This is a genomic window from Peribacillus sp. FSL E2-0218 (assembly GCF_037992945.1).
GTDB lineage: Bacteria > Bacillota > Bacilli > Bacillales > DSM-1321 > Peribacillus > Peribacillus simplex_B.
Map to the genome: position 1 here is coordinate 1,078,318 of NZ_CP150304.1, position 23,969 is coordinate 1,102,286.

23 protein-coding genes are annotated in these 23,969 nt (G+C 41.8%); 13 read left to right on the forward strand and 10 right to left on the reverse strand.

Features of this window, described 5'->3' with window-relative positions:
• Positions 1–98 precede the first annotated feature (98 nt).
• The 5 genes from MHI53_RS05130 to MHI53_RS05150 all read right to left on the reverse strand — a co-directional run bounded on the left by MHI53_RS05130 (position 99) and on the right by MHI53_RS05150 (position 5,245).
• Positions 99–920 (reverse strand): EcsC family protein, encoded by an 822-nt coding sequence (locus MHI53_RS05130; protein WP_061143264.1) that lies wholly within the window; start codon positions 918–920, stop codon positions 99–101.
• 47 nt (positions 921–967) lie between these two features.
• Positions 968–2,227 (reverse strand): helix-turn-helix domain-containing protein, encoded by a 1,260-nt coding sequence (locus tag MHI53_RS05135; RefSeq protein ID WP_061143263.1) that lies wholly within the window; start codon positions 2,225–2,227, stop codon positions 968–970.
• 147 nt (positions 2,228–2,374) lie between these two features.
• Positions 2,375–3,373, reverse strand: coding sequence for an inorganic phosphate transporter (locus tag MHI53_RS05140; RefSeq protein WP_061143262.1), 999 nt, complete (start codon positions 3,371–3,373; stop codon positions 2,375–2,377).
• A gap of 16 nt (positions 3,374–3,389) precedes the next feature.
• Complete coding sequence (locus tag MHI53_RS05145; RefSeq protein ID WP_061143261.1) at positions 3,390–4,010, reverse strand: DUF47 domain-containing protein; 621 nt, start codon at positions 4,008–4,010, stop codon at positions 3,390–3,392.
• A 236-nt stretch (positions 4,011–4,246) separates the two neighbouring features.
• Positions 4,247–5,245 (reverse strand): inorganic phosphate transporter, encoded by a 999-nt coding sequence (locus tag MHI53_RS05150; protein ID WP_061143260.1) that lies wholly within the window; start codon positions 5,243–5,245, stop codon positions 4,247–4,249.
• Positions 5,246–5,611: 366 nt separating this feature from the next.
• Between MHI53_RS05150 and MHI53_RS05155 the strand changes: the two genes are divergently transcribed.
• Entirely contained in the window at positions 5,612–6,442 is an 831-nt protein-coding gene (locus MHI53_RS05155) for an aldo/keto reductase (RefSeq protein WP_081092492.1), read from the forward strand.
• 686 nt (positions 6,443–7,128) lie between these two features.
• Entirely contained in the window at positions 7,129–7,383 is a 255-nt protein-coding gene (locus tag MHI53_RS05160) for a GlsB/YeaQ/YmgE family stress response membrane protein (RefSeq protein WP_180319977.1), read from the forward strand.
• A gap of 143 nt (positions 7,384–7,526) precedes the next feature.
• Here the strand turns inward: MHI53_RS05160 and MHI53_RS05165 are convergent, their stop codons facing one another.
• Entirely contained in the window at positions 7,527–8,441 is a 915-nt protein-coding gene (locus MHI53_RS05165; RefSeq protein WP_340372925.1) for an RluA family pseudouridine synthase, read from the reverse strand.
• Between the two features lie 232 nt (positions 8,442–8,673).
• Here MHI53_RS05165 and MHI53_RS05170 point away from each other — a divergent pair, with 232 nt between their 5' ends.
• Positions 8,674–9,093 (forward strand): DUF5365 family protein, encoded by a 420-nt coding sequence (locus MHI53_RS05170; protein ID WP_061143258.1) that lies wholly within the window; start codon positions 8,674–8,676, stop codon positions 9,091–9,093.
• 69 nt (positions 9,094–9,162) lie between these two features.
• On the opposite strand, the gene MHI53_RS05175 is transcribed toward MHI53_RS05170, so the two are convergent.
• On the reverse strand, positions 9,163–9,633 hold the full coding sequence (locus MHI53_RS05175; RefSeq protein WP_061143257.1) for a thioredoxin family protein: 471 nt from the start codon (positions 9,631–9,633) through the stop codon (positions 9,163–9,165).
• Positions 9,634–10,200: 567 nt separating this feature from the next.
• Between MHI53_RS05175 and MHI53_RS05180 the strand changes: the two genes are divergently transcribed.
• The 3 genes from MHI53_RS05180 (at position 10,201) to MHI53_RS05190 (ending at position 14,601) form a co-directional block, all read left to right on the forward strand.
• Entirely contained in the window at positions 10,201–11,748 is a 1,548-nt protein-coding gene (locus tag MHI53_RS05180; RefSeq protein WP_061143256.1) for a bifunctional GNAT family N-acetyltransferase/carbon-nitrogen hydrolase family protein, read from the forward strand.
• 150 nt (positions 11,749–11,898) lie between these two features.
• Complete coding sequence (locus tag MHI53_RS05185) at positions 11,899–13,629, forward strand: phospho-sugar mutase (RefSeq protein WP_340372926.1); 1,731 nt, start codon at positions 11,899–11,901, stop codon at positions 13,627–13,629.
• Between the two features lie 444 nt (positions 13,630–14,073).
• Positions 14,074–14,601 carry an NADPH-dependent FMN reductase gene (locus MHI53_RS05190; RefSeq protein WP_061143254.1) on the forward strand — a complete coding sequence of 176 codons (528 nt, stop codon included), beginning with the start codon at positions 14,074–14,076 and terminating at the stop codon, positions 14,599–14,601.
• A 129-nt stretch (positions 14,602–14,730) separates the two neighbouring features.
• On the opposite strand, the gene MHI53_RS05195 is transcribed toward MHI53_RS05190, so the two are convergent.
• Entirely contained in the window at positions 14,731–14,973 is a 243-nt protein-coding gene (locus tag MHI53_RS05195) for a YhdB family protein (protein WP_061143253.1), read from the reverse strand.
• A 137-nt stretch (positions 14,974–15,110) separates the two neighbouring features.
• On the opposite strand from MHI53_RS05195, the gene MHI53_RS05200 reads away from it, so the two are divergent.
• The 4 genes from MHI53_RS05200 to MHI53_RS05215 all read left to right on the forward strand — a co-directional run bounded on the left by MHI53_RS05200 (position 15,111) and on the right by MHI53_RS05215 (position 19,663).
• Complete coding sequence (locus MHI53_RS05200; RefSeq protein ID WP_340372927.1) at positions 15,111–16,079, forward strand: M14 family zinc carboxypeptidase; 969 nt, start codon at positions 15,111–15,113, stop codon at positions 16,077–16,079.
• A 50-nt stretch (positions 16,080–16,129) separates the two neighbouring features.
• Positions 16,130–16,453, forward strand: a complete 324-nt coding sequence (locus tag MHI53_RS05205; RefSeq protein ID WP_061143251.1) for a DUF3889 domain-containing protein — start codon at positions 16,130–16,132, stop codon at positions 16,451–16,453.
• Positions 16,454–16,675: 222 nt separating this feature from the next.
• On the forward strand, positions 16,676–17,557 hold the full coding sequence (locus MHI53_RS05210; RefSeq protein ID WP_340372928.1) for a radical SAM/SPASM domain-containing protein: 882 nt from the start codon (positions 16,676–16,678) through the stop codon (positions 17,555–17,557).
• A 960-nt stretch (positions 17,558–18,517) separates the two neighbouring features.
• Positions 18,518–19,663: a M20 peptidase aminoacylase family protein gene (locus tag MHI53_RS05215; protein WP_185113116.1), complete on the forward strand. Its 1,146-nt coding sequence runs from the start codon at positions 18,518–18,520 to the stop codon at positions 19,661–19,663.
• Positions 19,664–19,785: 122 nt separating this feature from the next.
• On the opposite strand, the gene MHI53_RS05220 is transcribed toward MHI53_RS05215, so the two are convergent.
• A complete protein-coding gene (locus MHI53_RS05220; protein ID WP_061143249.1) occupies positions 19,786–19,986 on the reverse strand; it encodes a hypothetical protein in 201 nt (66 codons plus the stop codon).
• A 106-nt stretch (positions 19,987–20,092) separates the two neighbouring features.
• On the opposite strand from MHI53_RS05220, the gene MHI53_RS05225 reads away from it, so the two are divergent.
• Positions 20,093–20,329 carry a hypothetical protein gene (locus MHI53_RS05225; protein ID WP_061143248.1) on the forward strand — a complete coding sequence of 79 codons (237 nt, stop codon included), beginning with the start codon at positions 20,093–20,095 and terminating at the stop codon, positions 20,327–20,329.
• Between the two features lie 194 nt (positions 20,330–20,523).
• Positions 20,524–21,939 (forward strand): SpoVR family protein, encoded by a 1,416-nt coding sequence (locus MHI53_RS05230; RefSeq protein ID WP_061143247.1) that lies wholly within the window; start codon positions 20,524–20,526, stop codon positions 21,937–21,939.
• A 376-nt stretch (positions 21,940–22,315) separates the two neighbouring features.
• On the opposite strand, the gene MHI53_RS05235 is transcribed toward MHI53_RS05230, so the two are convergent.
• Positions 22,316–22,825: an Rrf2 family transcriptional regulator gene (locus MHI53_RS05235; protein WP_340372929.1), complete on the reverse strand. Its 510-nt coding sequence runs from the start codon at positions 22,823–22,825 to the stop codon at positions 22,316–22,318.
• Between the two features lie 218 nt (positions 22,826–23,043).
• Here MHI53_RS05235 and MHI53_RS05240 point away from each other — a divergent pair, with 218 nt between their 5' ends.
• Positions 23,044–23,685 (forward strand): NAD(P)H-dependent oxidoreductase, encoded by a 642-nt coding sequence (locus tag MHI53_RS05240; RefSeq protein ID WP_061143245.1) that lies wholly within the window; start codon positions 23,044–23,046, stop codon positions 23,683–23,685.
• Positions 23,686–23,969: the final 284 nt, after the last annotated feature.

A 23,969-nucleotide genomic window follows, 5' to 3' on the forward strand; every position in this document is an offset into this window, starting at 1 on the left:
TTTGTGAAATTCCACAAACGCAGATTCAATAAACATGGACTTGCTCGTTGTGAGCCCTTCATTCATATCAATAATGTGACATAATATGACAAAGGGGCTTAACTTTTAAGTGTCGATTCTTGAATGCGCTCTAAAATCCGTCTTTTCCTATACAGCATGATACCTGTATCAGCCATATCGGCAATCATGGAGCGATTGGTGATGGCGCCAAAGATCATCCCGGCAATCGGAACGATTTGCAAAAGCTTCTTCCAGCCAAACTGATCACGATATGTATATACGACTTCGCGCCATCCTTGCATCTCGGAGGCGATTTTTCTCTTTGATTCAGACTCAGGCAAATTCATTTTAGACAATTCCTCTAATATGGCCTTTTTTCCAACAACATCCGATGTTGTGAATTGCAGGCATTTGACGATGAAAATCCGTTCTTGACGGTCACGGGGATTGAAGCCATACGAGATGGCGATATCCTGAAGTGTCTTGATCGACATGCCGAGAAGAAGGGGAATATCGATGGCTAAGGTGAAGATTCCGCCTATACCGGTAGTGGCTCCTTGAACCGTTGCCAATTTGCTGCCGGAGTTTTTAATTTCCTGGCTCACGCCATCCATGACATGGAGCGGCAAGCTTGAAACATCATCCAGACCCTTAATGTTCGTTTCGGGACTTTTGGCTTGAAGCTTAGCCAGAATGTGGGTCTCTTTCGTTAAATACTTTCCGCCAGTCTGAATGTAACTGCCGATTTCATCGAGCATGATCCCCAATTTATCCTGAATGAAGTCTGGGGTCAACTTATCCAATAGCTTGAAGGGGAGTCGTCCGATTCGTTCCCAAAACCATAGTCCCTTTTGATCCTTCTCCCATTTTTCGATGTTTCGTAATTCTTTCTCAAGCTCTTCTTTTGTTTCCAGTTTCATAAGACCAACCTTTCCATGCTTCTAGTATCTCCATACCGGGCACGATTTCATGAATTTTTCTTGAAATAATCATCATATTGATCCAGTTTAATATTAAGAAAAAGAGACATTTTTTGAATCGGGTCTTTTAGACGGATGGCCCCCACTTCGGATATTCGCTTTAAACGGTAATTCAATGTATTCACATGAATATGAAGCTTTCTCGATGCCTCGTTTGGGTTACAGTCTTTTTCCAAATAAACGGTAAGTGTTTGCAGCAATTCGGTTTGGTTCTTCCTATCATATGCTGTTAATTTTAAAATGGCTGGATGGGCATGACGCTGTTTATTGCCTGCAAGCGCTTCAATCATTTGGAACATGCCAAGCTCTTCAAAGTGTACGATGAGGTTCATATCATCAGGGAAAATATTCTTCATCCTTAACGTGTATTGTGACTCCTCGTAGCTTGATTTAACATCCAGAAAGTTTTTATACGTATTGCCAGCTGTACCAAGGATATGCTCTACACCGAAGCGCTGTTTCATTTCCAGGATGAAATATGGAATGAAATCATATATGGATGTAGTGAAAAAAGGACTGTTTTCCTCTGTGGCGCCTGCGAAAAGAATGAGCTTGTTTTGGTCAATGGCAAAGAGGGAACTATTTATCTTTTGAGTAGTCGTTAGCATGTATGAAATGTATCGTTCCACTTCACGATTGATCTCTTCAGGAAATTCGAATACCATGATCGAAAAAACAACAGGTACATGAAGCGAAAATTTCGTGAAGTTTTCAATTATTTCTGCTTCTTCTTGATAGTGTCCTGTCAACAGGCGCCATAGGAATTCCTGATGGCCCGCCTCTTTCCGTTTCTTTTTCAGCTGCAATTGCTGTAACTGATTTTTAGCCTCCTTGGCTGCAAATTGGAGAAAGTCCATATCTTCATCGGAGAAAGGCGCATTGACCTCCAGGGCCCAGATGAAACCAAGGACTTCATTATTTTTTCGAATGGAAACCGCAGCCCTATTACCGAGGCCAACATCATTGATGGCCCCGATTTTGATGGGGGCATCCTTTTTCAATAAAGCAGGGATGATGCCATCTTTCCATAAACTGTTGATGACCTTTTCAGGTACCCGTCTTCCGATGATGGTCATTATGCGTGCCTGATCGGTAGTATCATCATGTGTGCTATATGCAAGTAAACGGTGGTTACCGTCTTCGATTGTAATAGGGCAACCTAAAACCGAACTGATTCTATCGGCAAACTCCATCATATCTCCATAAAGGTCTTTAAAAATATCTCTATTTTTTTCGAATTCCTTCATATTTATTTTTGCCCCTCGCTAAAAAAATTCCTTCTCCTTGAATTTTATACGATTTTTATTGAATACGCATGGATTAAATGCATGGGGGGGGTGTACATATAACAGAAAATCCCTTCCGATGGAAACCGGAAGGGATTTTCTGATTTTTTAAAATAGGAAATTGATTAGGTAATAAATCAAACCTGCCAATGTTGCTGAAATGGGAATCGTGATGAACCAAGTGATGATCATTCTTTTTGCCGTTCCCCATTTTACGCCTTTAACCCGATGAGCCGATCCTACTCCAAGAATGGAAGAGGAAATAACATGGGTAGTACTGACGGGCATGTGTATCACGGTCGCGCCGAAAATGATGAAGGCACCGGTTAAATCCGCCGCTACACCATTTACTGGGCGGATCTTCATGATCTTGCCGCCGACGGTTTTGATGATTTTCCATCCACCTACGGAAGTTCCAAGCCCCATCGCTAGCGCACAGGAGAATTGGACCCAGAAGGGGATATCCGAACTTGAAGCATAACCATTCGCAATAAGGGCCATCGTGATGATCCCCATCGCTTTTTGAGCATCATTCGTCCCGTGAGTATACGATTGAAGTGCTGCAGTGGCAATCTGTATAGTACGGAATTTTTGGTTTGTTTTCGTCAAATTATTGTTTTTGAAGACAACTTTAAAGATGCTGTATACGATAAACCCGATTGCAAAAGCAATTAGCGGGGAGAAAATCAAAGCTTGAAGAATTTTTAGGAATCCTTCCCATCTTATGCCGGCAAAACCAGCTGCAGCAATGGCGGCCCCTGCAATCGAGCCGATCAGTGCGTGGGAGGAACTGCTTGGTATTCCGTAGTACCAAGTGAGTAGGTTCCAAAAAATCGCAGCCAGCAAAGCGGCCAGGATCACATAAGAACCATTAGGAAGCGTGAATGGATCCACGATATCCTTTGTAATGGTCTTCGCCACGCCAGTAAATGTCATGGCTCCGACGAAGTTCATGATGGCGGCCATGATGATGGCATGGCGGGGCTTCATGGCCTTTGTTGAAACGGCAGTCGCTATAGCGTTGGCTGTATCATGAAATCCATTGATGAAGTCAAATGCTAAAGCAAAGAAAACGATTAATATTGTCAGAATTAATAAAGTATCCATTTATTTGGGGTACTCCTTAGGCGTTTTTCATTATGATTGTTTCAAGTGTATTGGCCACCGCTTGACAGTGATCGGCGATTTCTTCCAGGCTTTCGTAAATTTCTTTATATTGAATGATTCTGATTGGATCTTTTTCAACTGTAAACAGGTTTTTGATCGATTGACGTTGTATTCCGTCACAAACAGATTCAAGATCTTTTATTTTAATTGCATTCTCACGAATCATTGGTAATTTTTTTGTCGAGAGAGTATCTACAGCTGTTTCGATTTCATACGTACATTCCTTGATTGCATCAACAAACTTCAGCATATACTCGTCTGCATTGACGATCGAGTACATTTCGAATAATGCGGAACAGTGCTCCAAACCATCAATGACATCATCCATTCTCATGGTTAATTCAAGGATATCCTCCCGTTCGATAGGAGTGATGAAAGCGTTGTTCAACTCTTTGATCACGTTATGGACCATTGAATCGCCTTTATGCTCATAATCTTTCATCTTATCTGAAAATACTTTTAGATCGGAGATGTTTTTCAGCTTATAATCCGCGAAATAGTCAGCACCTTCTTTAAGGTTTTGAGCGATGTTGAAAAGCATTACTGCGAATTTGTCTTTTTTTGATTTAAAAGCCATGTTGAAGCCTCCCAATTATTCATGCAATTTACGCACCTTAGTCGTACGCTTAGTATTAACAAGTTGATTGTAACGAATTCATATACATTCAGGGAAGGTTTTTCGACGAAAATTTACAAAATCTTAATAAAACTTTACAAATTAAAACAAGGATAAGTAAAAAATGGGAACCAATTACACTTATTAAGCGGAATCCGATGTAAAAAAAGCCTCTCCGGAAGGAAAGGCTGACGATGTTATAAAAACAAGGCAATAATATAATAAATCATACCGGCTAATGAAGCGGAGATGGGCAATGTTATGAACCATGTGATTAACATGCTTTTAGCCGTTCCCCATTTTACCCCCTTGATTCTGTGTGCAGAACCGACCCCAAGGATGGATGAAGAAATGACATGTGTCGTGCTGACAGGCATGTGCAGGAAGGTAGCACCGAAAATGATCGCCGCTCCTGTCATATCGGCAGCGACCCCGTTTACCGGTCGAATTTTCATGATTTTCCCACCGACGGTTTTAATGATTTTCCAGCCTCCGATTGATGTTCCAAGCGCCATGGCTATTGCACAGGATAATTGGACCCAGAAAGGGACTTCGGAATTAGTGGAATACCCGTTAGCAATTAAAGCCATGGTGATGATACCCATGGATTTTTGTGCATCATTCGTTCCGTGTGTATAGGATTGAACGGCCGCCGTGAGAATTTGTATTCTCCTGAATCGCTTGTTGGTCTTTCCTAAATTGTTGTTTTTGAAAATCACCTTAAAGATGCTGTATACAATGAATCCAAGTGTAAAAGCAAGGATGGGTGAAAGAATCAAGGCTTGGACAATCTTGGTGAATCCGCTCCATTTAATCGCATCGAACCCACTGGCGACAATGGCCGCCCCGGCTATTGAACCGATTATCGCATGAGAAGAGCTGCTTGGAATGCCAAAATACCAGGTAACCAAGTTCCAAGTTATTGCTGAAAGAAGCGCAGCCAAAATGACATAAGAACCGTTGTTCAATGTGAATGGATCCACAATATCCTTCGTAATCGTATGTGCCACACCTGTAAAGGTCAGTGCCCCTAATAAATTCATGGCTGCAGCCATGATGATGGCGTGGCGCGGCTTAAGCGCCTTGGTTGACACGGCTGTAGCGATGGCGTTCGCCGTATCATGAAATCCATTGATAAAGTCAAAGACCAAAGCAAAAACGATAATTAACGCGGTTAAGATGAAAATGCTACTCATACATGGAAGACTCCCTTAATATTCAAATATGTAAAAATTGAATTTGGATTGTAAACACTGAAAGGTTTGTTCTGCAACTCCTCATTAGTTAGAATGGGGGTTTTACGTTTGATTATTCTTTAAAAATCGCACCTTCTTTAACTTGTTTTTAAACAACTATTCAATTGTAACGAATTTCTTATCTATAAGGATAGATGTTTGGTCATTTTTTTACAAAATATTTAATTTAGTGAAGGAATAAATGTGTGATTTTTCCTTTTATCTGGTGGATTTTCATTTTAACGGAAACGAAAATACGAGGCTTATGGTTAGAAATAGGAGAAAGGGAGTTGTATAATTGGTAAATAAAAGTATGGGGGAATGTAGATGATTTCAAATATACGGGAAACGATCACTTTACATAATGGGGTTAAGATGCCGCAATTGGGTTTTGGTGTTTTCAAGGTGAAGAATGGCAATGAAACGGTTGCTTCCGTCAAGAAAGCAATTGAAGTGGGTTATCGTGCGATTGATACGGCAGCCATTTATGAAAATGAAGAAGGGGTTGGACAGGCAATCTCTGAGTGTGGAGTTCCCCGTGAAGAGCTATTCATTACATCTAAAGTGTGGAATACGGAGCAAGGATACGATACTACCCTTCAGGCATTTGATGATAGCTTGAAACGCCTTGGTTTGGAATACTTGGATTTATATTTGATCCATTGGCCGGGCAAAGACAAGTACTTGGATACATGGAAGGCTTTAGAAAAGCTTTATAAGGATGGAAAAGTGAAATCGATCGGCGTCAGTAATTTCCATGTTCACCATTTGGAAAATTTACTGGCGAATTGTGAAGTGAAACCAGTCGTCAATCAAATCGAGTTGCATCCTCTTTTGACTCAGGGGGAAATCCGTAATTACTGTGAAAAGAATGAAATCAAGGTGGAAGCATGGAGCCCGCTAGGCAGGGGGAATCTATTGGAAGAACCGACGATTAATCATATTGCGAAAAAGCATGGGAAAAGCCCAGCGCAAGTGCTGATTAGATGGCATCTACAACATGATATCGTCGTTATACCGAAATCGATCACACCGGCCCGCATCGAGGAGAATGCCCAGGTGTTTGACTTTTCATTGAGCCTTAACGAAATGAATCAAATTGATTCCTTGAACAAAAATGAACGATTCGGAAGCAATCCGGATGAGGTTTTGTTTTAAATACGGCGGAAATCAGAGGCTGTCCCACTATGTGGGTTCCCTTACCTGACTGCAGACAAACTCGAGAATAATGGGGTTTGTCTGCAGTTTTTTTAGGTTTTAGCAGGTCATTACATTCGAATTGGAACTCCGGAATTTCAAAGGCCCACAGTATTTGTATCTTGGACTTTGAACGTTCGTTTCACTGCAGGCACTTGAATATCCAGGAGCCAGGCGGGAGAAGGCTCCCAAAACGTCTATGTCGGAAAGGGAGGGATATCCCAAAAGATAGGGCCTTCTCTTTCTTTTATGTAGGGACATATTTGAGGCAGTTCCTGCTTATACTAATTATGTGACAGAATTAAGCGTAATATATACCCGTTCATTCCTTCTAATAACCTTGTTTTTATTGCCAAATATATTTTAAAGAAATTAGGTTTTAGATTATAGAAACGGGGAAAATAATGAGTACAGCGGCAAACAAAAAGAAAACACACTAACATCGAGGAGCGCCAATCAGTTCCGCAGGGCTTAGCTAGCTAACTTTACCCACTAATTTAAAACAGTCGCATTCATTAAAGAGTGTGCAAAATTGGCATCATACCATTTGAGTGTAAAGGTAAAGAACTGGATGGGCAGGACTTAACGTAAAGAGATTTCTTGAGTCTGCTGGAAAAAAACAACTAATTTGAAGGAGGAAATATATTATGGGATTTTTATGGTCATTAATTATCGGAGGTATCATTGGTTGGTTAGCAGGTATGATCGTTGGACGTGACGTACCATTTGGAATTATCGGTAACATCATTGCAGGTTTTGTAGGGGCTTGGTTAGGTTCATTAATTCTTGGAACTTGGGGACCTTCAGTAGCGGACTTCGCTATCATTCCAGCATTGATTGGTGCAATCGTATTTGTCTTCATCTTAAGCCTTATCTTAAAAGGCATGAGAAAAGCTTCATAATATAAAAAATAAAGCTGGCCCAAGCGGCCAGCTATTTTTTTGTCCATTTATAATGAAAAGTCTTTGCTAAGGTAAGGGTATTGCTCGCACGCTTAGATGAATGGGCTGAAAACCGTTTCGTGGTGGAACGGTTTTTTTGTCCATTAAAGGTTCCTTCCATCAAATATTTCAGGTTTATCCAAGAATGGCGCTTCTATTGCCATTTTCTCTTCGGAAATCGGGTGGGTGAATTCGATTTTCCGTGCATGCAGCGCTTGGCGATGAAAAGTTTTTTTGCCGCCATACAATGTATCGCCTGCCAACGGATGATTCAAATGGCTGAAATGAACCCTGATTTGGTGGGTTCGCCCGCTTTCCAAGGTGCAGCTGATAAGTGTCAAGTTACGTTTGGAATCGTGATTGAGAACCCGGTAATGGGTGAGGGCAGTCTGGCCGGTCGGTGACACTCTGCGTCTCGTTGCATGATGTCGGTCCCGGCCAATTTTCTCATTGATTTTTCCTTCCTTCTTATGAAGGGTTCCCTCGACTAAAGCTACATACGTCCGTTTGATTTCCCTTTCTTCCAACATTCTATCAAGCATTGACCCGATCAGGCGGTTTTTGGCAAAAAGGACTGCTCCTGTCGTATCTTTATCAAGCCTATGTATATGCTTGATCATACAGGTCTGACCGGTTTGTTGAAGATAGTAGGCCACTCCATTGATGAGAGAATGGCTATCACCAGGCTGAGATGGGTGGGTATCAATGCCAGCCGGTTTATTGGCTACCAGCAACCATTCATCCTCATATAAAATCGGAATGTCTAAGTTAGTCGCTTGAACGGTTTCATTTTCAGCAGCATCCATTAATGGGATGCTGAGCAAATCTCCTTGCTGTAGAATGGTGGACCATATGGCAGTCCTGCCGTTCAGCATTACTTCTTTACTCATTCTCCATTCATGAACCAGCTTCTTTGGGGCCTTCCATCGTTCCTTAAAGAGTTTTTCCAGCGATAGCCCATTCCAATTTCCCAGAACATTAATGAACATACTTGGATTTTTTGTATTAAAATCTTCCATGGCGATTCCTACTTTCGGCTTATTTGGTTGAGGTTAAATGAAAAATGAATATAATAATTACAGGTGAAATATAAAAAAAGTAACAAAGGACCTATTGTCAAGATTGCGGTGGTGGAAATTACCACATATTTTTTACAATTTTTATGTTATTCTATGGGGAAAGAAATCGCTCGTCCTAGAATATACATATATTAGATAGGTCTAACGGATCTGAAAAAAGGTGGTTTTTTTATTGAAGACGGTCTTTTCTTCAACAGAAGAACAAGAACAAGAAATAGCGAGTCTCGTTTCGAGATTCTACGAAACTGTATTTCCAAAATACTTTACCGAAAGTGAAATCCTTCATTTTCGGAAGATAGGCGTTTTAGAGCGCAATCGCAGCAGCAGTAGGTTTACCTATTTGGGAACCTTAAGGGATGCTTTTCAAGTAATGACCTGCCTCCAGGTACTCCTATCCATATTGGGCAAACAGCAGGCAGAAGAATGGAATGATCCCGATTCGGCGGAATTGTTCCAACATAACATAACGTTATTAAATGAATACGGAATCTTTTTCCCTTTTTATTATGACCATTTTTCAAATATGAACCAAGAAGCGAGTAATGATTTGCAAATGATGGATGCCCATGTGGCGAATCAATATTTAGTATAAGCCCAAAAAAATGAGCAGGCTATAACGGGAGAAGCATTTTCCGTCGGGGCCGGCTCATTTTCTTCATTATTAATTAATGTCGTTGTCTTCGAACCACTTCTTGAAGGTTTCCTCTTCTTTAAATCCAACGATCCGTTCTTGTTCCTGTCCATTTTTATAATGGACGATGGTCGGGGTATCCTTGATGCCATAATCGCTCCATCCTTGCTCAAATTCCAAAAGATTATATTGAACAAGATCGATGCCCAGTTTTTCCGCCAACGGCGCTACGATCGGAGTGGTCTTTTCACTATAACCGTTTTTAGGGCTGTAGTAATAAACAGTCACGTCTTTATTGTCTTGGAGGTCTTGCTCCAATTCCTGGGGCAGTATCAAGTTCTGATAATTGGGATCATTCAGCTGATCGACAGTGGCCGGGTCAAGTTTATCCTTGCCGTAGGGATTTCCTTTTGATTTTTCTTCTTTTTTCATAGTGGTCAAAACGCCCATCATGACAAATAAAGCTACGATTATCACTAAAATAATAGCCATTTTCTTCATTAAGCTGCAACCTCCTTGGATCTTGTCCAGACGATGTAACTGCATATGTGACGAATGCAGCCAAGGCTAGGAACGGGTCGGTAATGAAACCGGACACGTTCATGTATTTTCCTCTGCAGGTACTCCTTCAGCATGCAGAGGTATGGTCAGAAATTAATGATACGTGCAAATCCACGCATCGATTCGAATAACATGATCCAATGATTTTTTCTAATGATTGCAAATTCCTATAAAAGGATACGATGCGCGGAACCAATAAAGTGCATAAAGATCGTTGCACTTTTTTAAAAAAAATGGAAGCTTTGAAACATCACACAGACGGATGCAGCTCAGGCTACGATATACCTGTTTTTTTCACTGCGGTTTGGCTCGTGCCTGGTGCCTCTTCCCCATCTCTTTTTGCCCTCAAGAAAAGTATAGTATGTATGGATGGGGTCTGTAAAATATATATTCTTTTTCGGGGGAGATTAGCCAGGTGAATTTGAGATACATGGATAGGTAAAGTTGTTTTAATTTTTGGATAAGGGGTATAATCCTTATGGAAGAGATTAAAGGAGTTTGAGGAAAATGCCTAATTTGGACCTGCATAAATATGAAAAAATAATGGAAATCCGTAACATGAAACTAGAAGACATAGATGAAATAATCGTTTTGCAATCGAGTTGCTTTCCAGGAATGGTTCCTTGGAAGCGGGAACAGCTAGAGAGTCATTTGGAAATTTTTCCTGAAGGACAATTTGTTGCTGAATATGATGGAAAAGTGATTGGGTCATGCTCGAGCCTCATTATTAATTTTGACGAATATGATGATCGACATACATGGGACGATGTAACGGATAATGGTTATATCACGAATCATAATCCGGACGGGTATAATTTATATGGAATCGAGGTCATGGTCCATCCAAATTTCCGCAGGATGAAAATCGGCCAAAGGCTATATGATTCAAGAAAAGAACTCGTTGCGCAGCTGAACTTGAAAAGCATCATCATCGGCGGCAGGATACCTAATTACCATAAACATGCGGATGAACTTTTACCAAGGGAATATGTGAAAGAAGTACAGTTACATAAAATATATGACCCAGTACTTTCATTCCAGCTGTTAAATGGATTCACGCTCATGAGGATCAATCCGAATTACCTACCGGATGACCTGCAATCGAATAAGTACGCCACGCTCATGGAGTGGAATAATGTCGATTACCAGCCGAAATCCAAACGTTATTATAAAACATCCGAACCTGTAAGGATATGTGTGGTGCAGTACATGCTGCGCAAGATCGATTCCTTTGATGACTTCGCCAATCAAGTCGAGTACTTCACTGACGTAGCTTCGGATGCCAATGCCGATTTCGCGGTATTCCCGGAATTGTTCACCACCCAGCTCATGTCATTCTTGAATGAAAGATCGCCAAGCTTGGCTGTAAGGAAGCTATCCGATTTCACGGAGCAGTATATTGAGTTGTTCACCACTCTAGCTGTAAGGTATAACATCAATATCATCGGCGGTTCTCATTTCGTGAAAGAGGACGATGATAACATTTATAATATAGCTTATTTATTCCGTCGTGACGGAACGATCGAAAAGCAATATAAGATTCATATCACACCGAATGAAAAAAAATGGTGGGGGATCAACGCAGGTGACCGCGTGCGTGTCTTCGATACGGATTGCGGGAAAATTGCGATACAAATTTGTTATGATATTGAGTTTCCGGAGCTTGCCCGAATCGCTACCGACATGGGAGCCAAAATCATCTTCACGCCATTTTGTACGGAAGACAGGCAAGGTTATTTGCGCGTTCGCTATTGTGCCCAGGCCCGTGCTGTCGAAAATCAAATTTATACCGTCATTTCCGGAACGGTCGGCAATTTGCCGCAAACGGAAAATATGGATATCCAATATGCCCAATCGGGTATTTTCGCTCCATCGGATTTCGAATTTGCCCGTGATGGCATAGTCGGGGAAACGAGCCCGAACTTGGAGATGGTCCTGATCGGCGATGTCGATCTGGAAATCCTACGACGAGAAAGACAGTCGGGGACGGTAAGGCAATTGAAAGATCGCCGTCATGATATATACAAGCTACACTATCAAAAAGGTGAAAAATAAACAGTTAAAGAGCTCGTGATGAGTAGGTACGCTTCGTGTGTTTCCTCTCATTTCGAGCCTTTACTTCATTTATTGGAAAAAATGTGATAATTTTGTATGTGTAAGCCGGATACATAACACATAAAAAAGCGTTTGGAGGAGATGTTGGAGATGGACTGGAAGACGTTATACACCAAATGGGCAGAGTACCAGAACTTAAATGGGGAATTACGTGTCCTCCTTGAGGAAATGCAGCGTGATGAAGCGAAGCTGGAAGATGCCTTTTATAAAAATTTAGAGTTTGGGACAGGCGGCATGCGCGGGGAAATCGGAGCTGGAACAAACAGGATGAACCTTTATACGGTTAGGAAGGCTACGGCTGGATTAGCTCAATTCATCACGTCGTTTGGGGATGATGCAAAAGGAAGAGGGGCTGTGATCGCTTATGATTCAAGGCACAAGTCCCCTGAATTTGCGCTTGAAGCAGCTAAAACATTAGGGACATTTGGAGTGAAGGCTTATTTATTCGATGAGCTGCGCCCGACTCCCGAATTATCCTTTGCTGTACGCGAGTTGAATGCATTTGCTGGAATCGTCATCACGGCAAGCCACAATCCGCCTGAATATAATGGATACAAGGTTTATGGTCAAGATGGGGCACAACTGACGCCAGAAGCTGCGGATCAAGTGATCGGCTATGTGAATGGAATTGAAAGTGAGCTTGATATTCAAGTTCAAGAAGTTGAATTCCTAAAAGAGAAGGGCCTTATTGAAATCGTAGGTGAGGAATTGGATGCAGCCTACAATAGGGAGTTGCTGACAGTTCCCGAGAATGCTGAGCTGGCAGAGGAAATTGATGTGTCTATCGTTTTTACGCCGCTTCATGGAACGGCAAATAAATCAGTCAGAAGGGCTCTGCAAAGCTTAGGCTATCAAAATTTACATATCGTGAAGGAGCAGGAGCTGCCAGATCCCGATTTTTCGACAGTCAAGTCCCCAAACCCAGAGGAACCAGCTGCATTTGAAATGGCGATCGAGCTCGGAAACAAGGTAGAGGCGGACATATTGATTGCAACGGACCCGGATGCCGACCGATTGGGAATTGCCGTGAAAAACGAATCCGGCCAATATGTTGTCCTTACGGGGAATCAAACTGGTGCCCTTTTCCTTGATTATTTACTTGCCCAGAAAAAAGAAAAAGGGGAGCTTCCAGCAAACGGAGTCATCTTGAAAACGATCGTCACCTCGGAAATAGGCAGGGCGATTGCAAAATCCTACGGCCTGCATACAGTTGACGTTCTTACAGGTTTTAAATTCATCGCCGAGAAAATCCAGCAATATAATGAAAGCGGGGAACACAGCTTTTTATTCGGATATGAAGAGTCGTACGGTTATCTGATTAAAGACTTTGCCCGTGATAAAGATGCCATTCAAGCGTCTGTACTCGCTGTAGAGGTTTGTGCTCATTATAAAAAACAAGGGCTCACTCTTTATGAAGGGTTATTGAACGTGTTCGAAAAATATGGCTTTTACCTTGAGGGGCTGCGCTCATTGACGCTGAAGGGAATCGAGGGTTCGAAACAAATTTCTGGAATATTGAATCAATTCCGCCAAAACCCTCCTGCCCAAATTGCCGGCAGCCGAGTAAACACAGTGGAAGATTATCAGAGCAGTAAGAAGGTAACATTGCCTTCAAATGCCGAAGAAGCGATCGAGCTGCCTAAATCCAACGTACTGAAGTATTTTCTCGAAGATGGCACATGGGTATGCCTTCGCCCTTCAGGCACGGAACCGAAAATTAAATTCTATTTTGGCGTTCAAGGTAAGTCAATGTCGGAAGCTGAAACCAAGTTATCGGCAGTGATGACGAATTTCATGAGCCAGATTGAGGCATTAGTTTAAGAAAACACAATGTAATCATTCGGTTATCCTTACAGACTGTAGACTAACTCAAGAACCATGGAGTTTTGTCTATAGTTTTTTTGTGGTTATGTAATTTTTCCAATGTGAGCGAAAATGAACGTTTCATTCCTATTGTCCACAGAGTTGGAGGGTTTGTACATAGAACGTTGCATTCGTCAGCAGGCAACTCCCTTATCCAGAGGAGGCCGGGGAGCCGCCTCGGCCGCTTGCGCCTGCCATAAAAACTGCTTAGCGTAAGACTGAAGGTGAGAATTCGTTTTTTTTGACAGTAAAGGCGAGAAGATGCCGAAAAATATTTAGGAGCTGACATATAATTTCAAGGTAATTCAGCTCCGATTTTTGGTATACTGGATTGGCGAGTGATGGGAGTCAATCGATTATCATCTAACAAGAGAGCGCGTTACAAATGGAGGGGTATATAACATGAAGTTAGTAATTATTAATGGTTCACCACGTAAACAAGGACGTACAGGAATTGCATCACGTTACATATCCAAGAAATACGGAGCGGAACTTATTGACTTAAGCAATAGTGAGATCCCTTTGTATTCTGGTGAAGGTGAGCAATATCAATTGGAAGTGATTCAAGATCTTCGTAAAAGCATCGAGGAAGCGGATGGAGTGATCCTTACCACTCCTGAATATCATGGTTCCATGAGTGGAGCTTTGAAGAACGCTTTGGATTTTTTAAGCAGTGAGCAATTTGCACATAAACCAGTGGCATTACTGGCGGTTTCCGGTGGAGGGAAAGGCGGGATTAACGCCTTGAATTCCGTGAGAACTGTGGGGCGCAGCCTCTATGCCAATGTAATCCCGAAACAATTGGTTCTTGATCCACATTGCTTCGATTATGAAAAAGATGGTTTATTTGAAGAGTCAGCCGTACTGGTAGAAGGCTTACTTGAGGAACTTAAAATGTATGCAACTGCCTATGCGACAATAAAAAAATAATGAGATGAGGGTCAGGTATATGTATACCTGACCCTTCCTTGTTTTTATGGGGTTCACCAGCCAAAGTTTATCCCTAAAAATCCATCTTCCTTGTATATATTTTCCCGTTTTGCAAAAACTATAGGTGATTTAGCCTGGAAGTTCACTTAAATAAGCATTTGTTTTTTCTGCTGCATGATCCAAGTAACGAAGCAATGCATAAAGCTGAGATTGAACGATTTGATAATCATGCTCAAATCTGTAGGCGTGTAAAAAATGTTCGATTTTTTTCGAAAGAATATGGTCTTTCGTTCGAACCATCAATATTAACAAGCTGTCCCAATCAGAACGATGTGTGTGAAACAATGCCTGATCATAATCCGCGATCCTCATGTAGTTCTCCCCCTTATTAAGGAGCTATTTGTATTTTGTTCAGTTCCCGATTAACTTCTCCTAACAATAAGTGGCGATGTATTTGGACCGCTGTTGTTGCTTTTTACCTGAATAAAAACAAAGGTGAGTAGGTATCCATGAGAAAAATAATGCTGATTGGAATAGTGTCCCTGCTTTTTCTTCCGAAAACGGCTCTTGCAGAAGCTGTATATTCCCCTGAACGTATGGAGATGGACCTGAAAGCAATCCAGGACCAATATAAATTGGATGTACAAATAATCGGCCAAACGGAAAAAGGGAAAAATATCAAGGCAGTCAAGTTAGGAAATGGAAAAAAATCCATTCTGCTTGTTGGATCGCATCATGGCCGCGAATGGCTAAGCTCGAAAATCCTAATTGCAATGCTTGAAAACTATGCAGCCGCCTATCGTGCAGGAAAGCCCATCGAGGGGTACCCTTCCGAATTATTGAATCAAGTCAGCATATGGTTTATCCCGATGCTGAATCCGGATGGCGTCAGCATTCAACAAGGCGATTTATCAAGCTTGAATGTTCTTGAAAAAATATCCGTCTGGAAGATGAACAGGTATAGTACAAATTGGTCACGATGGAAGGCAAATGCCAAAGGAGTCGACTTGAATAGGCAGTATCCGGCTGGATGGAACGAAGTCATAAGCCATGAAACGAAACCAGCTTACCAATTTTTTAAAGGGGAACAGCCCCTTCAGGCAGCCGAGGTTAAGGCGCTTGTGAAATTCACTGAGGAAATGGACCCTCTTATCTCGGTGTCCTACCATACGTCAGGAAGGGAAATCTTTTGGCATTATCACAATAAACGCGAAAATATGGCGAGGGATTATGGGATTGCCAAAAAAACGGCGGAATTGACTGGGTATGAACTGAGCTTTCCCGAAAAAGAAGCGGTAGGCAGCGGTTTTACCGATTGGTTCATCACAAAATTCAATCGTCCCGGTATGACAATCGAGCTTAGTTATTTAGTGGAGGAAACCAATCCACCGGTAACTGTATTTCCCGAGGAATGGGAAAGGAATCGTTCCATTGGAATCATGCTTGTAAAAGAAGCGAGCCAGCTGCATAACAATTGAACAATATTACATAATAATACGTAAGAGTAAGATACGAGGAGGGAAAAATTTTGAAGAAAGTCATCATGATATTTATCGGAGTTTTTTTGCTTTTCCACACAGGGGCGATTTCAGCAGCAGCTGCCGAAAAGCCCGATTATGAAAAATACGGTAAAATAGCGATTGCCGTTGTCCAGGCGGATTATTCCGAAAATGAGGTTACCGATTATGAATATAAGGGCAGAAAAACAGTAGCGAAGAATTTTGTCGAAGACGATTTCAAATTTTTGGTAGGATCTAATGGAATGGAGTTCAATGTCATCGTGACCGTTCAACACGATTTGCGGAATAAAAAATTGCTTAGTTTAAAGGTCACGGAGCAAAAAGGAAAGTGAGTTCAGATTACGAACAAAAGGGGCAAGCGCTTTGCCGAACATCTTCGTCTGAGAAGATGTTTTTTTTCGCTTCTTTTAGGAATGGGGGAAATGGTCAAACTTTAGATGATAGGATCGTCCATATTCCGCTTCCATGAACTTTTGATTGCTTTTATGAGCTGCATACCAGTATAGTTAGTATGGATTGAAACAATATAGCTTGATTTTAGGGGTATCAATATCATGAGAAAGTTTAAAAAAGTTTATGTGGAAATTACTAATATATGTAACTTGAAGTGTAATTTTTGTCCTAGCTCCAGTTTGCAAAGGACCCTGAAGTTCATGGATCCAGAAGGTTTTAAGCATGTCATTGAGAAAATCAAACCACACACCGATCATATTTACTTCCATTTAATGGGGGAGCCATTTTTAAATAAAAATTTGGGTACATTCCTCGATATCAGTGCTGAAAATGATTTGAAGGTGAACATTACAACGAATGGCACTTTGATTCAGAAGGTCAAGGAAAAGCTGCTTTCGAAAAAAGCCCTTCGTCAAATCAATATTTCACTTCATAGCTTTGAAGCGAATGATACAACAAATAGCCTTGACACATATGTCAGTAATATTGCCGACTTCATTAATGAAGCCAATGCGACAAGTGAAGTGATTTGTGCCATCCGTTTATGGAATATGGATACCGATGAGCTAAAAGCGAGTAATGGCCTGAACGACGATATACTTAGCATGTTGGAGGAGAAGCTCTCGTTGGATATACGTCTGAGCGAAGCACTTCAGCAAAAGAATAATATCAAGTTGAAGGATCGGGTTTATATAAATATGGCCGAAAAATTTGAATGGCCGGAATTGGATCGTGACATAATTGACGAGAATATATTCTGCTATGCGTTAAGAGATCAATTGGGAATCTTGGTGGATGGCACGGTTGTACCTTGTTGCTTGGATAGTGAAGGGAAAATCCCCCTTGGCAATATTTTTGAAACGTCACTTGAAGACATCCTGAATGGTGAACGTGCTAGAAATATGTATGATGGCTTTTCCAGAAGATGCGCCGTTGAAGAACTGTGCAAACGGTGCGGCTATGCGAAGCGTCATAAAAAATAAAGCAAAGTAACCCATGGAGCCGGCTTCGTGGGTCTTTTTAGAGAGCGGATCGTTATATTGTTAATCCTGGATATTGGTATGTCATCAGGCTCTTAAGGTTTAATGGAGCAGTTGCTAGACTCCTGCGGGAGCACCGGGAAACCCCACAGGCGTTCCCCCTCACGACCGCCCTCAGTAAAGCTGAGCATTGGAGGGTAAACCACCAAACCCATTACTTGGTGAATAGCAAATGTGCGAAAACAGCCTTTCCTGAAGATGCCATGTTAAAATAATCTCGATCGTTGAATGAAGGCATGACTTCAAATTTATCGTATTAAAAGTGTAAGATTCATATCATGGTTTGAAAGGGATGTTTTACAGCAAAAGGTGGGGTCTGTCGCAAAACAGTAGCAGAATAGTGGTTAGTGCAATTCAATATATTGGCAGTCACTTCAGCCTAAAAGCTTTTGACGGAAATCGGCGTCCGCTTTTGTTATTCAATAGGGTTAATTGGAGTTGCGGAACTTTAAAACCTTATCCATAATTAGTTATTATATAAGAACAGCAAACTTGAAGCCGCCAATCAGCCCAACTTCATGGCTCAAGAGATGGGGCGGGATATACGCGGCATGGAATAGACAATACAGAAACTATTCGATGATGATTTCTCCAAAGGGGTCGATAAGTTTGCCATAGCTGATAATCATTTGATTTCTGCACATTGTTCATCATATCGGCAGCATATTGGTTAACTTTTATGCGCAGGCTTGTTCGGGAGGATTTCCATTTGTATGGACCTGATACGGAGCTCTTTCGTTCCAACGATTGCCGACCTCACCAACGATTCGGCGACTGGTTCATTTTTCTGTATTGAATAGTTTGGCAGCTGGTGTATCGATTAAAGCTGAGCAACAGTTATGATGCGTTCAACCAAGATGACAATTTCTTTTAAAGTTCCAAACCGATGAGGGAGAGAATGATATGGATATTAAACAAACGATAGAAACATTAAGGCCGCGCATCTTCGGGATATTCGACCATCTGCATGCCCATCCTGAAACGAGTTGGAATGAAGTGAATACGACAGCCTTCATTTCCCATATTTTAAGAGAAAACCACTGTACGGTACAAACCTTCGAAAGCTGTACAGGAGTGGTCGGGGAAATCGGTGCCGGTGCTTTCACGGTTGGGTTGCGCTCGGATATCGATGCACTTTGGCAGGAGGTGGGTGGAGCATTTCAGGCTAATCATTCTTGTGGGCATGATGGGCATATGACCTTGCTGCTAGGGGTGTTCCTCGTGTTGAACGAGATGAACTATAGGCCGGCAGGTAAACTGAGATTGATTTTTCAGCCCGCTGAGGAAAAAGGGACAGGTGCCTTGAAGATGATTGAAGAGAATGTATTGGATGATGTCGATTTCCTTTATGGGGTGCATTTAAGGCCGGTGGAGGAAGTGAAGGACGGGCAGGCGTCGCCAGCCATTGTTCATGGTGCCGCCCAGTTCATGAAAGGCGAAATAATCGGGACGGATGCTCATGGGGCAAGACCGCACCAAGGCCAAAATGCGATTGAAATTGGAGCATCATTCGTCACATTGTTAAACGGCATCCACCTCAACCCATCCATTCCATATTCAGTGAAAATGACGCAGTTCGCTGCTGGCGGTGAAAGCTCCAATATCATTCCTGGAAAAGCCAGTTTCTCATTGGATTTACGGGCTCAAGATAATGAAATGATGAAGCTTCTCACCAAAAAAGTGGGGAAAGTTGCAGAGTCTCTGGCGATTGCTAACGATGTTGACATAAAACTTCAGCCGGTATCTAATGTAGCTGCGGCAATCGTGAACGAACAAGCACAGGAAATAATGGCTGAAGCTATAGCTGATACACTCGGGAAAGAAAATCTGGTGGCACCAGTCGTAACGACCGGAGGGGAGGATTTCCATTTTTACACGCTTAAAAAGCCAGAAATCAAAGCGACAATGCTTGGGTTGGGGTGTGATTTGGCACCTGGGCTCCATCATCCTTATATGACCTTCAACAAAAATGCTTTGCTTTCTGGAATTGAAATCCTGACGAAAGCCATCATTCTTACTTTTGAGAAGTATGGGAAGCCTGAGCTTTGAATGTCAGGTGATTTAATCTTTAAATCCCAATCATCAATAGCAGATCATGAGGAGATGCAGATGGTTGAAGTCCTTGTATCGGGCATGGATTTGCATTCCTTCGCATCAAACCCTTACCGCGGTTAAAATGGCGGATTTGTAGTGGGCCGGGTCATCGATAAGATGATGACATTTTCTTGTTTCATGCTCCCTGGCTCCGGTGCGATTTTCGAAGACAACCCGGCTTTCCAGGTATAGCCTGAGTTTTTCGTCATGACCGTCCTTACGATTGTAACAATGTTATCCATCATTAGTGCCGTCACACCGCTATTGTTCATCATCATGTTAATTCATTCATGTTATCATTTTTTACGGATAATTCCATATTTATTGAAATCTTATCTTCTTCGAGTAAAGGAAAGACTGTAACCAGAAATTGGCTAAAGGTTCATGGCTATATGCTACATATCATATTATGGCTGGAATGGCCATGCTGGCCGTAAAGGGAGCGACCTTCAGGATAGGAAAGAAGCCGGTATTGGAGGTGTTTTGGGAAATATCGGATTGGGCACCCCGTTTTATATCTCTGTGATCATCGCTAGTCTTGTAGGAACGGTTTATCCAATTACAGGATTTTTAGGTTTTGTAATTATGGCTGGACTAATCATCCCTTGGCACCTTTTCTAAAAAGCCGGTGATTAGGGGATTCCCAAAATAGTGAAATACGGTCTGAAGGATATCATTGCAGCGGTGCAGGGCTGGCATCTTCATCAAAGTGAAGATGTTTTTTTCGTTATCGGTGACCTTTACACATGATCACGGCATTTTTCCTCCTTTTTTTCATACATTAGTGTAAAGGCGGAAGACAAGGGGGATATCGGATGAATGGAGCGGAGCAAAAGGCTCTGGAATATGCCATTAGTGAGATAACAGAAATAGCAACTGGATTCGGATTGGATTTCTACCCGATGCGTTATGAGATTTGTCCTTCGGAAATCATTTATACATTTGGTGCCTATGGGATGCCGACCCGTTTTTCTCACTGGAGCTTTGGAAAACAATTTCATAAGATGAAACTGCAGTATGATTTTGGGTTAAGCAAAATCTATGAACTTGTCATTAACTCTGATCCTTGTTACGCTTTCCTGCTGGACTCCAATTCACTTGTACAGAATAAATTGATTGTTGCCCACGTATTGGCGCATTGTGATTTCTTTAAGAATAATATTCGCTTCAATAATACGAAGAGGGATATGGTCGAAAGCATGTCAGCGACCGCAGAAAGAATTCGGGATTATGAAATCCTGCATGGCAAAAAGGAAGTGGAGACGTTCCTTGATGCACTCTTAGCCATCGAAGAGCACATCGACCCTTCGCTGATGAGACCTAAGCTAGCCTGGTCGATGGAAGACGAGGAAGAGGAAGAAGAGATAAAACCGGCAGCGACTCAATACGATGATTTATGGAACCTGGATAGCAAGGATAAACCGAAGAAATCGAGCATTAAAAAAAGAAAAAAATTCCCGCCGCGGCCTGAAAAGGATATTATGCTTTTCATTGAACAGTACAGCAGGGATCTAGCCGATTGGCAACGGGATATCATGACGATGATGCGGGAAGAGATGCTGTATTTCTGGCCTCAGCTCGAAACGAAAATCATGAACGAGGGCTGGGCCTCCTATTGGCATCAGCGCATCATCCGCGAATTGGATCTATCCTCAGGGGAAGCGATCGAGTTCGCCAAATTGAATGCAGGCGTCGTTCAGCCATCACGCACCAGCATCAACCCTTATTACCTTGGATTGAAAGTGCTTGAGGATATCGAGGAACGCTATGATAATCCAACCGAAGAAATGATCAGGCTGGGCGTCAAGCCTGGATCTGGCCGGGAAAAGATGTTCGAGGTCAGGGAGATCGAATCCGATATTTCCTTTCTCCGGAATTATTTGACGAAGGACCTGGTCATGCGGGAGGATATGTATCTATTCCAAAAGCAGGGCAAAGATTATAAAATCGTCGATAAGGCATGGGAACAGGTCCGCGATCAGCTCGTCAGCATGAGGGTGAACGGCGGATTCCCATATATCACCGTGAATGATGGCGACTACATGCGTAATGGTGAGCTATATTTAAAGCATTGGTTCGAAGGTATAGAGCTGGACCTGAAATACCTCGAGAAAGTCATGCCATATATCCATCAGCTCTGGGGACGCTCCGTGCATATGGAATCAGTGATGGAAGGAAAAGAGGTCCTGTTTTCCTATGATGGAAAAGGGATTCACCGAAAATATTTATAATGCTGAAAAAAACTGCCGGTCATTCGGCAGTTTTTTTGCTTCAAGCTCCATTATAGTCAACTTGGGACATTTTGTTGGAATCAAGGTAATACGTTCTGTCAAGTTCACGTTCCCATACACTCACACAATAAATCCGTTGTTCCGTTTTTCAGGCAACAGCTGTATGCATATTGATACAATACGCATAACCGTTCATCTGGAAGCCCTACAGCCGGTGCCTGCGGCGATAACAGCTTGGCGATAGATCGCATCTTGCACATCACATGCGCAACAAAGTATGCCAAAAATGCCAAAGCAAAAACCACACACTGACAAATCCAATTAAGTCAATGTGTGGTGTCTTCGTGTGTATAAAGTCGATGACATCGAGAATGGATCATTTGCCCTTAGTGAAATACTCTTTCGTAAAAGAACGAACTTCCTTCGGTAAAAGAACATCCAGTTCAGCCTGAAGCTGAGCAAGTGTCTTCTGACGGAGAAAAGCACGCATTTGCTCTTCCGCTTGTAGCATGGTCAAATTAATGGGACAAGAAAGATTTCCCGAAGGGCAAGAAGAACAGATGGATTCCTCTTTATCCTTGTATGGCAGACCACCCTGTAAAATGTTTTTACATTGAAAAATTGGTTTTACCCCTTCAACCGCTTCGACTACATTCCAAAAAGAAATTTCCTCAGCGGATCTTGCCAACTTATAACCACCTTTGACTCCAGGAACTGAACATACGATGCCTGCCTTAGACAATTTACCAAACACTTTTGAAAGGAACGTTTCCGAAAGCCCCTGAAATTCGGAGAGCTCTTTAATTCCAACACTCGTCTTCTCTGGTACATCAATTAAGTAAACAAGACAGTGCAATGCATATTCGACTCCAACGCCATATGACATAATAACTTCACCTACTTTTCGTTCATAAGATAATTAAATGTATATTAGAAGTAATAGATAGTTTTGTCAATCATGCAAACCTTCGATCCATCATTCACTGGAGTTTTTTTTGTTTGACAAACAACATAATCAGAGGTATATTATTGATCGAGTTAATCGTCGATTGGATTAATCTTTAATTAAATCACCATTCTATATATCCGAAGGAGATCCCACCTATGAGTAAATTGCTAATTATCAATGCACATCCGAGAGTCAATTCTGCTTCTTCTTTTAGCCTTAAAGTATTCCATCATTTTCTGACGCGTTATAAAGAAATACATGGTGAAGAAGAAGAAATTGAAGAAATAAAATTGTACAGAGATGAAGTACCGGCGATAGATGAACAGGTGTTGAACGCCTGGGAAAAAACCGCTAAGGGCCTAGAGCTGACAATGGAAGAAAAAAGAGTGACAGACCGCATGACAGAAGTCTTACACCAATTCAAAAGTGCCAATAAATATGTGATTGTGCTGCCTCTGCATAACTTTAATATTCCATCAAAGTTAAAAGACTATATGGACAATATTATGATTCCAAGGGAATTGTATAAATACACAGAAAACGGGTCAGTGGGTCTATTGAAAGATGGACGGAGCATGCTTGTCATACAAGGAAGTGGATCTATTTACACAAACGATGATTGGTATGCAGAAGTGGAATACTCCCATAAATACTTGAAATCCATGTTCAATTTTTTTGGCATTGAAGATTATGAAATGTTGCGTGTACAAGGAACGGCCTTGATTGGCGGAGAAGAAGTGTTAGCCAAAGCATATGCGGAAGCGGAAGAAGCTGCTGCTGTATTGGCAGCGAAATAGGGAACTATTGTAAGATAGGAAGCGACAGATTGCAGTGTGAAACGGATATCCCAGCAACTGCAACAATGGAGAGTTCATACTGTGGCAGTCCTTCGTTGGCAAAAAGACCAGTCGGAAGTCAGGCTGGTCTTAATATATCTTTATTTTAAGTGCTAGGTTGCAATTTGAAACCAACAACCATTACGCATCAGAAAGAAATAATTACAATAAATCTCCTAGCCTAACCTGTATAAACACTTTCACATGCTCCAGGTTTCGTCCCATAAAAAAAAATGATTTTTAAA

Excerpts from the sequence above, each read along its gene's own strand:
- MHI53_RS05220 (WP_061143249.1), bottom strand. The coding sequence starts at position 19,986 with ATGATGATGAACAATAGCGGTGTGACGGCACTAATGATGGATAACATT.
- MHI53_RS05215 (WP_185113116.1), top strand. The coding sequence starts at position 18,518 with ATGGATATTAAACAAACGATAGAAACATTAAGGCCGCGCATCTTCGGG.
- MHI53_RS05175 (WP_061143257.1), bottom strand. The coding sequence starts at position 9,633 with ATGAAGAAAATGGCTATTATTTTAGTGATAATCGTAGCTTTATTTGTC.
- MHI53_RS05240 (WP_061143245.1), top strand. The coding sequence starts at position 23,044 with ATGAGTAAATTGCTAATTATCAATGCACATCCGAGAGTCAATTCTGCT.
- MHI53_RS05225 (WP_061143248.1), top strand. The coding sequence starts at position 20,093 with ATGGCTATATGCTACATATCATATTATGGCTGGAATGGCCATGCTGGC.
- MHI53_RS05210 (WP_340372928.1), top strand. The coding sequence starts at position 16,676 with ATGAGAAAGTTTAAAAAAGTTTATGTGGAAATTACTAATATATGTAAC.
- MHI53_RS05155 (WP_081092492.1), top strand. The coding sequence starts at position 5,612 with ATGATTTCAAATATACGGGAAACGATCACTTTACATAATGGGGTTAAG.
- MHI53_RS05180 (WP_061143256.1), top strand. The coding sequence starts at position 10,201 with ATGCCTAATTTGGACCTGCATAAATATGAAAAAATAATGGAAATCCGT.
- MHI53_RS05185 (WP_340372926.1), top strand. The coding sequence starts at position 11,899 with ATGGACTGGAAGACGTTATACACCAAATGGGCAGAGTACCAGAACTTA.
- MHI53_RS05140 (WP_061143262.1), bottom strand. The coding sequence starts at position 3,373 with ATGGATACTTTATTAATTCTGACAATATTAATCGTTTTCTTTGCTTTA.
- MHI53_RS05135 (WP_061143263.1), bottom strand. The coding sequence starts at position 2,227 with ATGAAGGAATTCGAAAAAAATAGAGATATTTTTAAAGACCTTTATGGA.
- MHI53_RS05165 (WP_340372925.1), bottom strand. The coding sequence starts at position 8,441 with ATGGAAGATTTTAATACAAAAAATCCAAGTATGTTCATTAATGTTCTG.
- MHI53_RS05150 (WP_061143260.1), bottom strand. The coding sequence starts at position 5,245 with ATGAGTAGCATTTTCATCTTAACCGCGTTAATTATCGTTTTTGCTTTG.
- MHI53_RS05130 (WP_061143264.1), bottom strand. The coding sequence starts at position 920 with ATGAAACTGGAAACAAAAGAAGAGCTTGAGAAAGAATTACGAAACATC.
- MHI53_RS05195 (WP_061143253.1), bottom strand. The coding sequence starts at position 14,973 with ATGAGGATCGCGGATTATGATCAGGCATTGTTTCACACACATCGTTCT.
- MHI53_RS05160 (WP_180319977.1), top strand. The coding sequence starts at position 7,129 with ATGGGATTTTTATGGTCATTAATTATCGGAGGTATCATTGGTTGGTTA.
- MHI53_RS05200 (WP_340372927.1), top strand. The coding sequence starts at position 15,111 with ATGAGAAAAATAATGCTGATTGGAATAGTGTCCCTGCTTTTTCTTCCG.
- MHI53_RS05145 (WP_061143261.1), bottom strand. The coding sequence starts at position 4,010 with ATGGCTTTTAAATCAAAAAAAGACAAATTCGCAGTAATGCTTTTCAAC.
- MHI53_RS05235 (WP_340372929.1), bottom strand. The coding sequence starts at position 22,825 with ATGTCATATGGCGTTGGAGTCGAATATGCATTGCACTGTCTTGTTTAC.
- MHI53_RS05230 (WP_061143247.1), top strand. The coding sequence starts at position 20,524 with ATGAATGGAGCGGAGCAAAAGGCTCTGGAATATGCCATTAGTGAGATA.
- MHI53_RS05190 (WP_061143254.1), top strand. The coding sequence starts at position 14,074 with ATGAAGTTAGTAATTATTAATGGTTCACCACGTAAACAAGGACGTACA.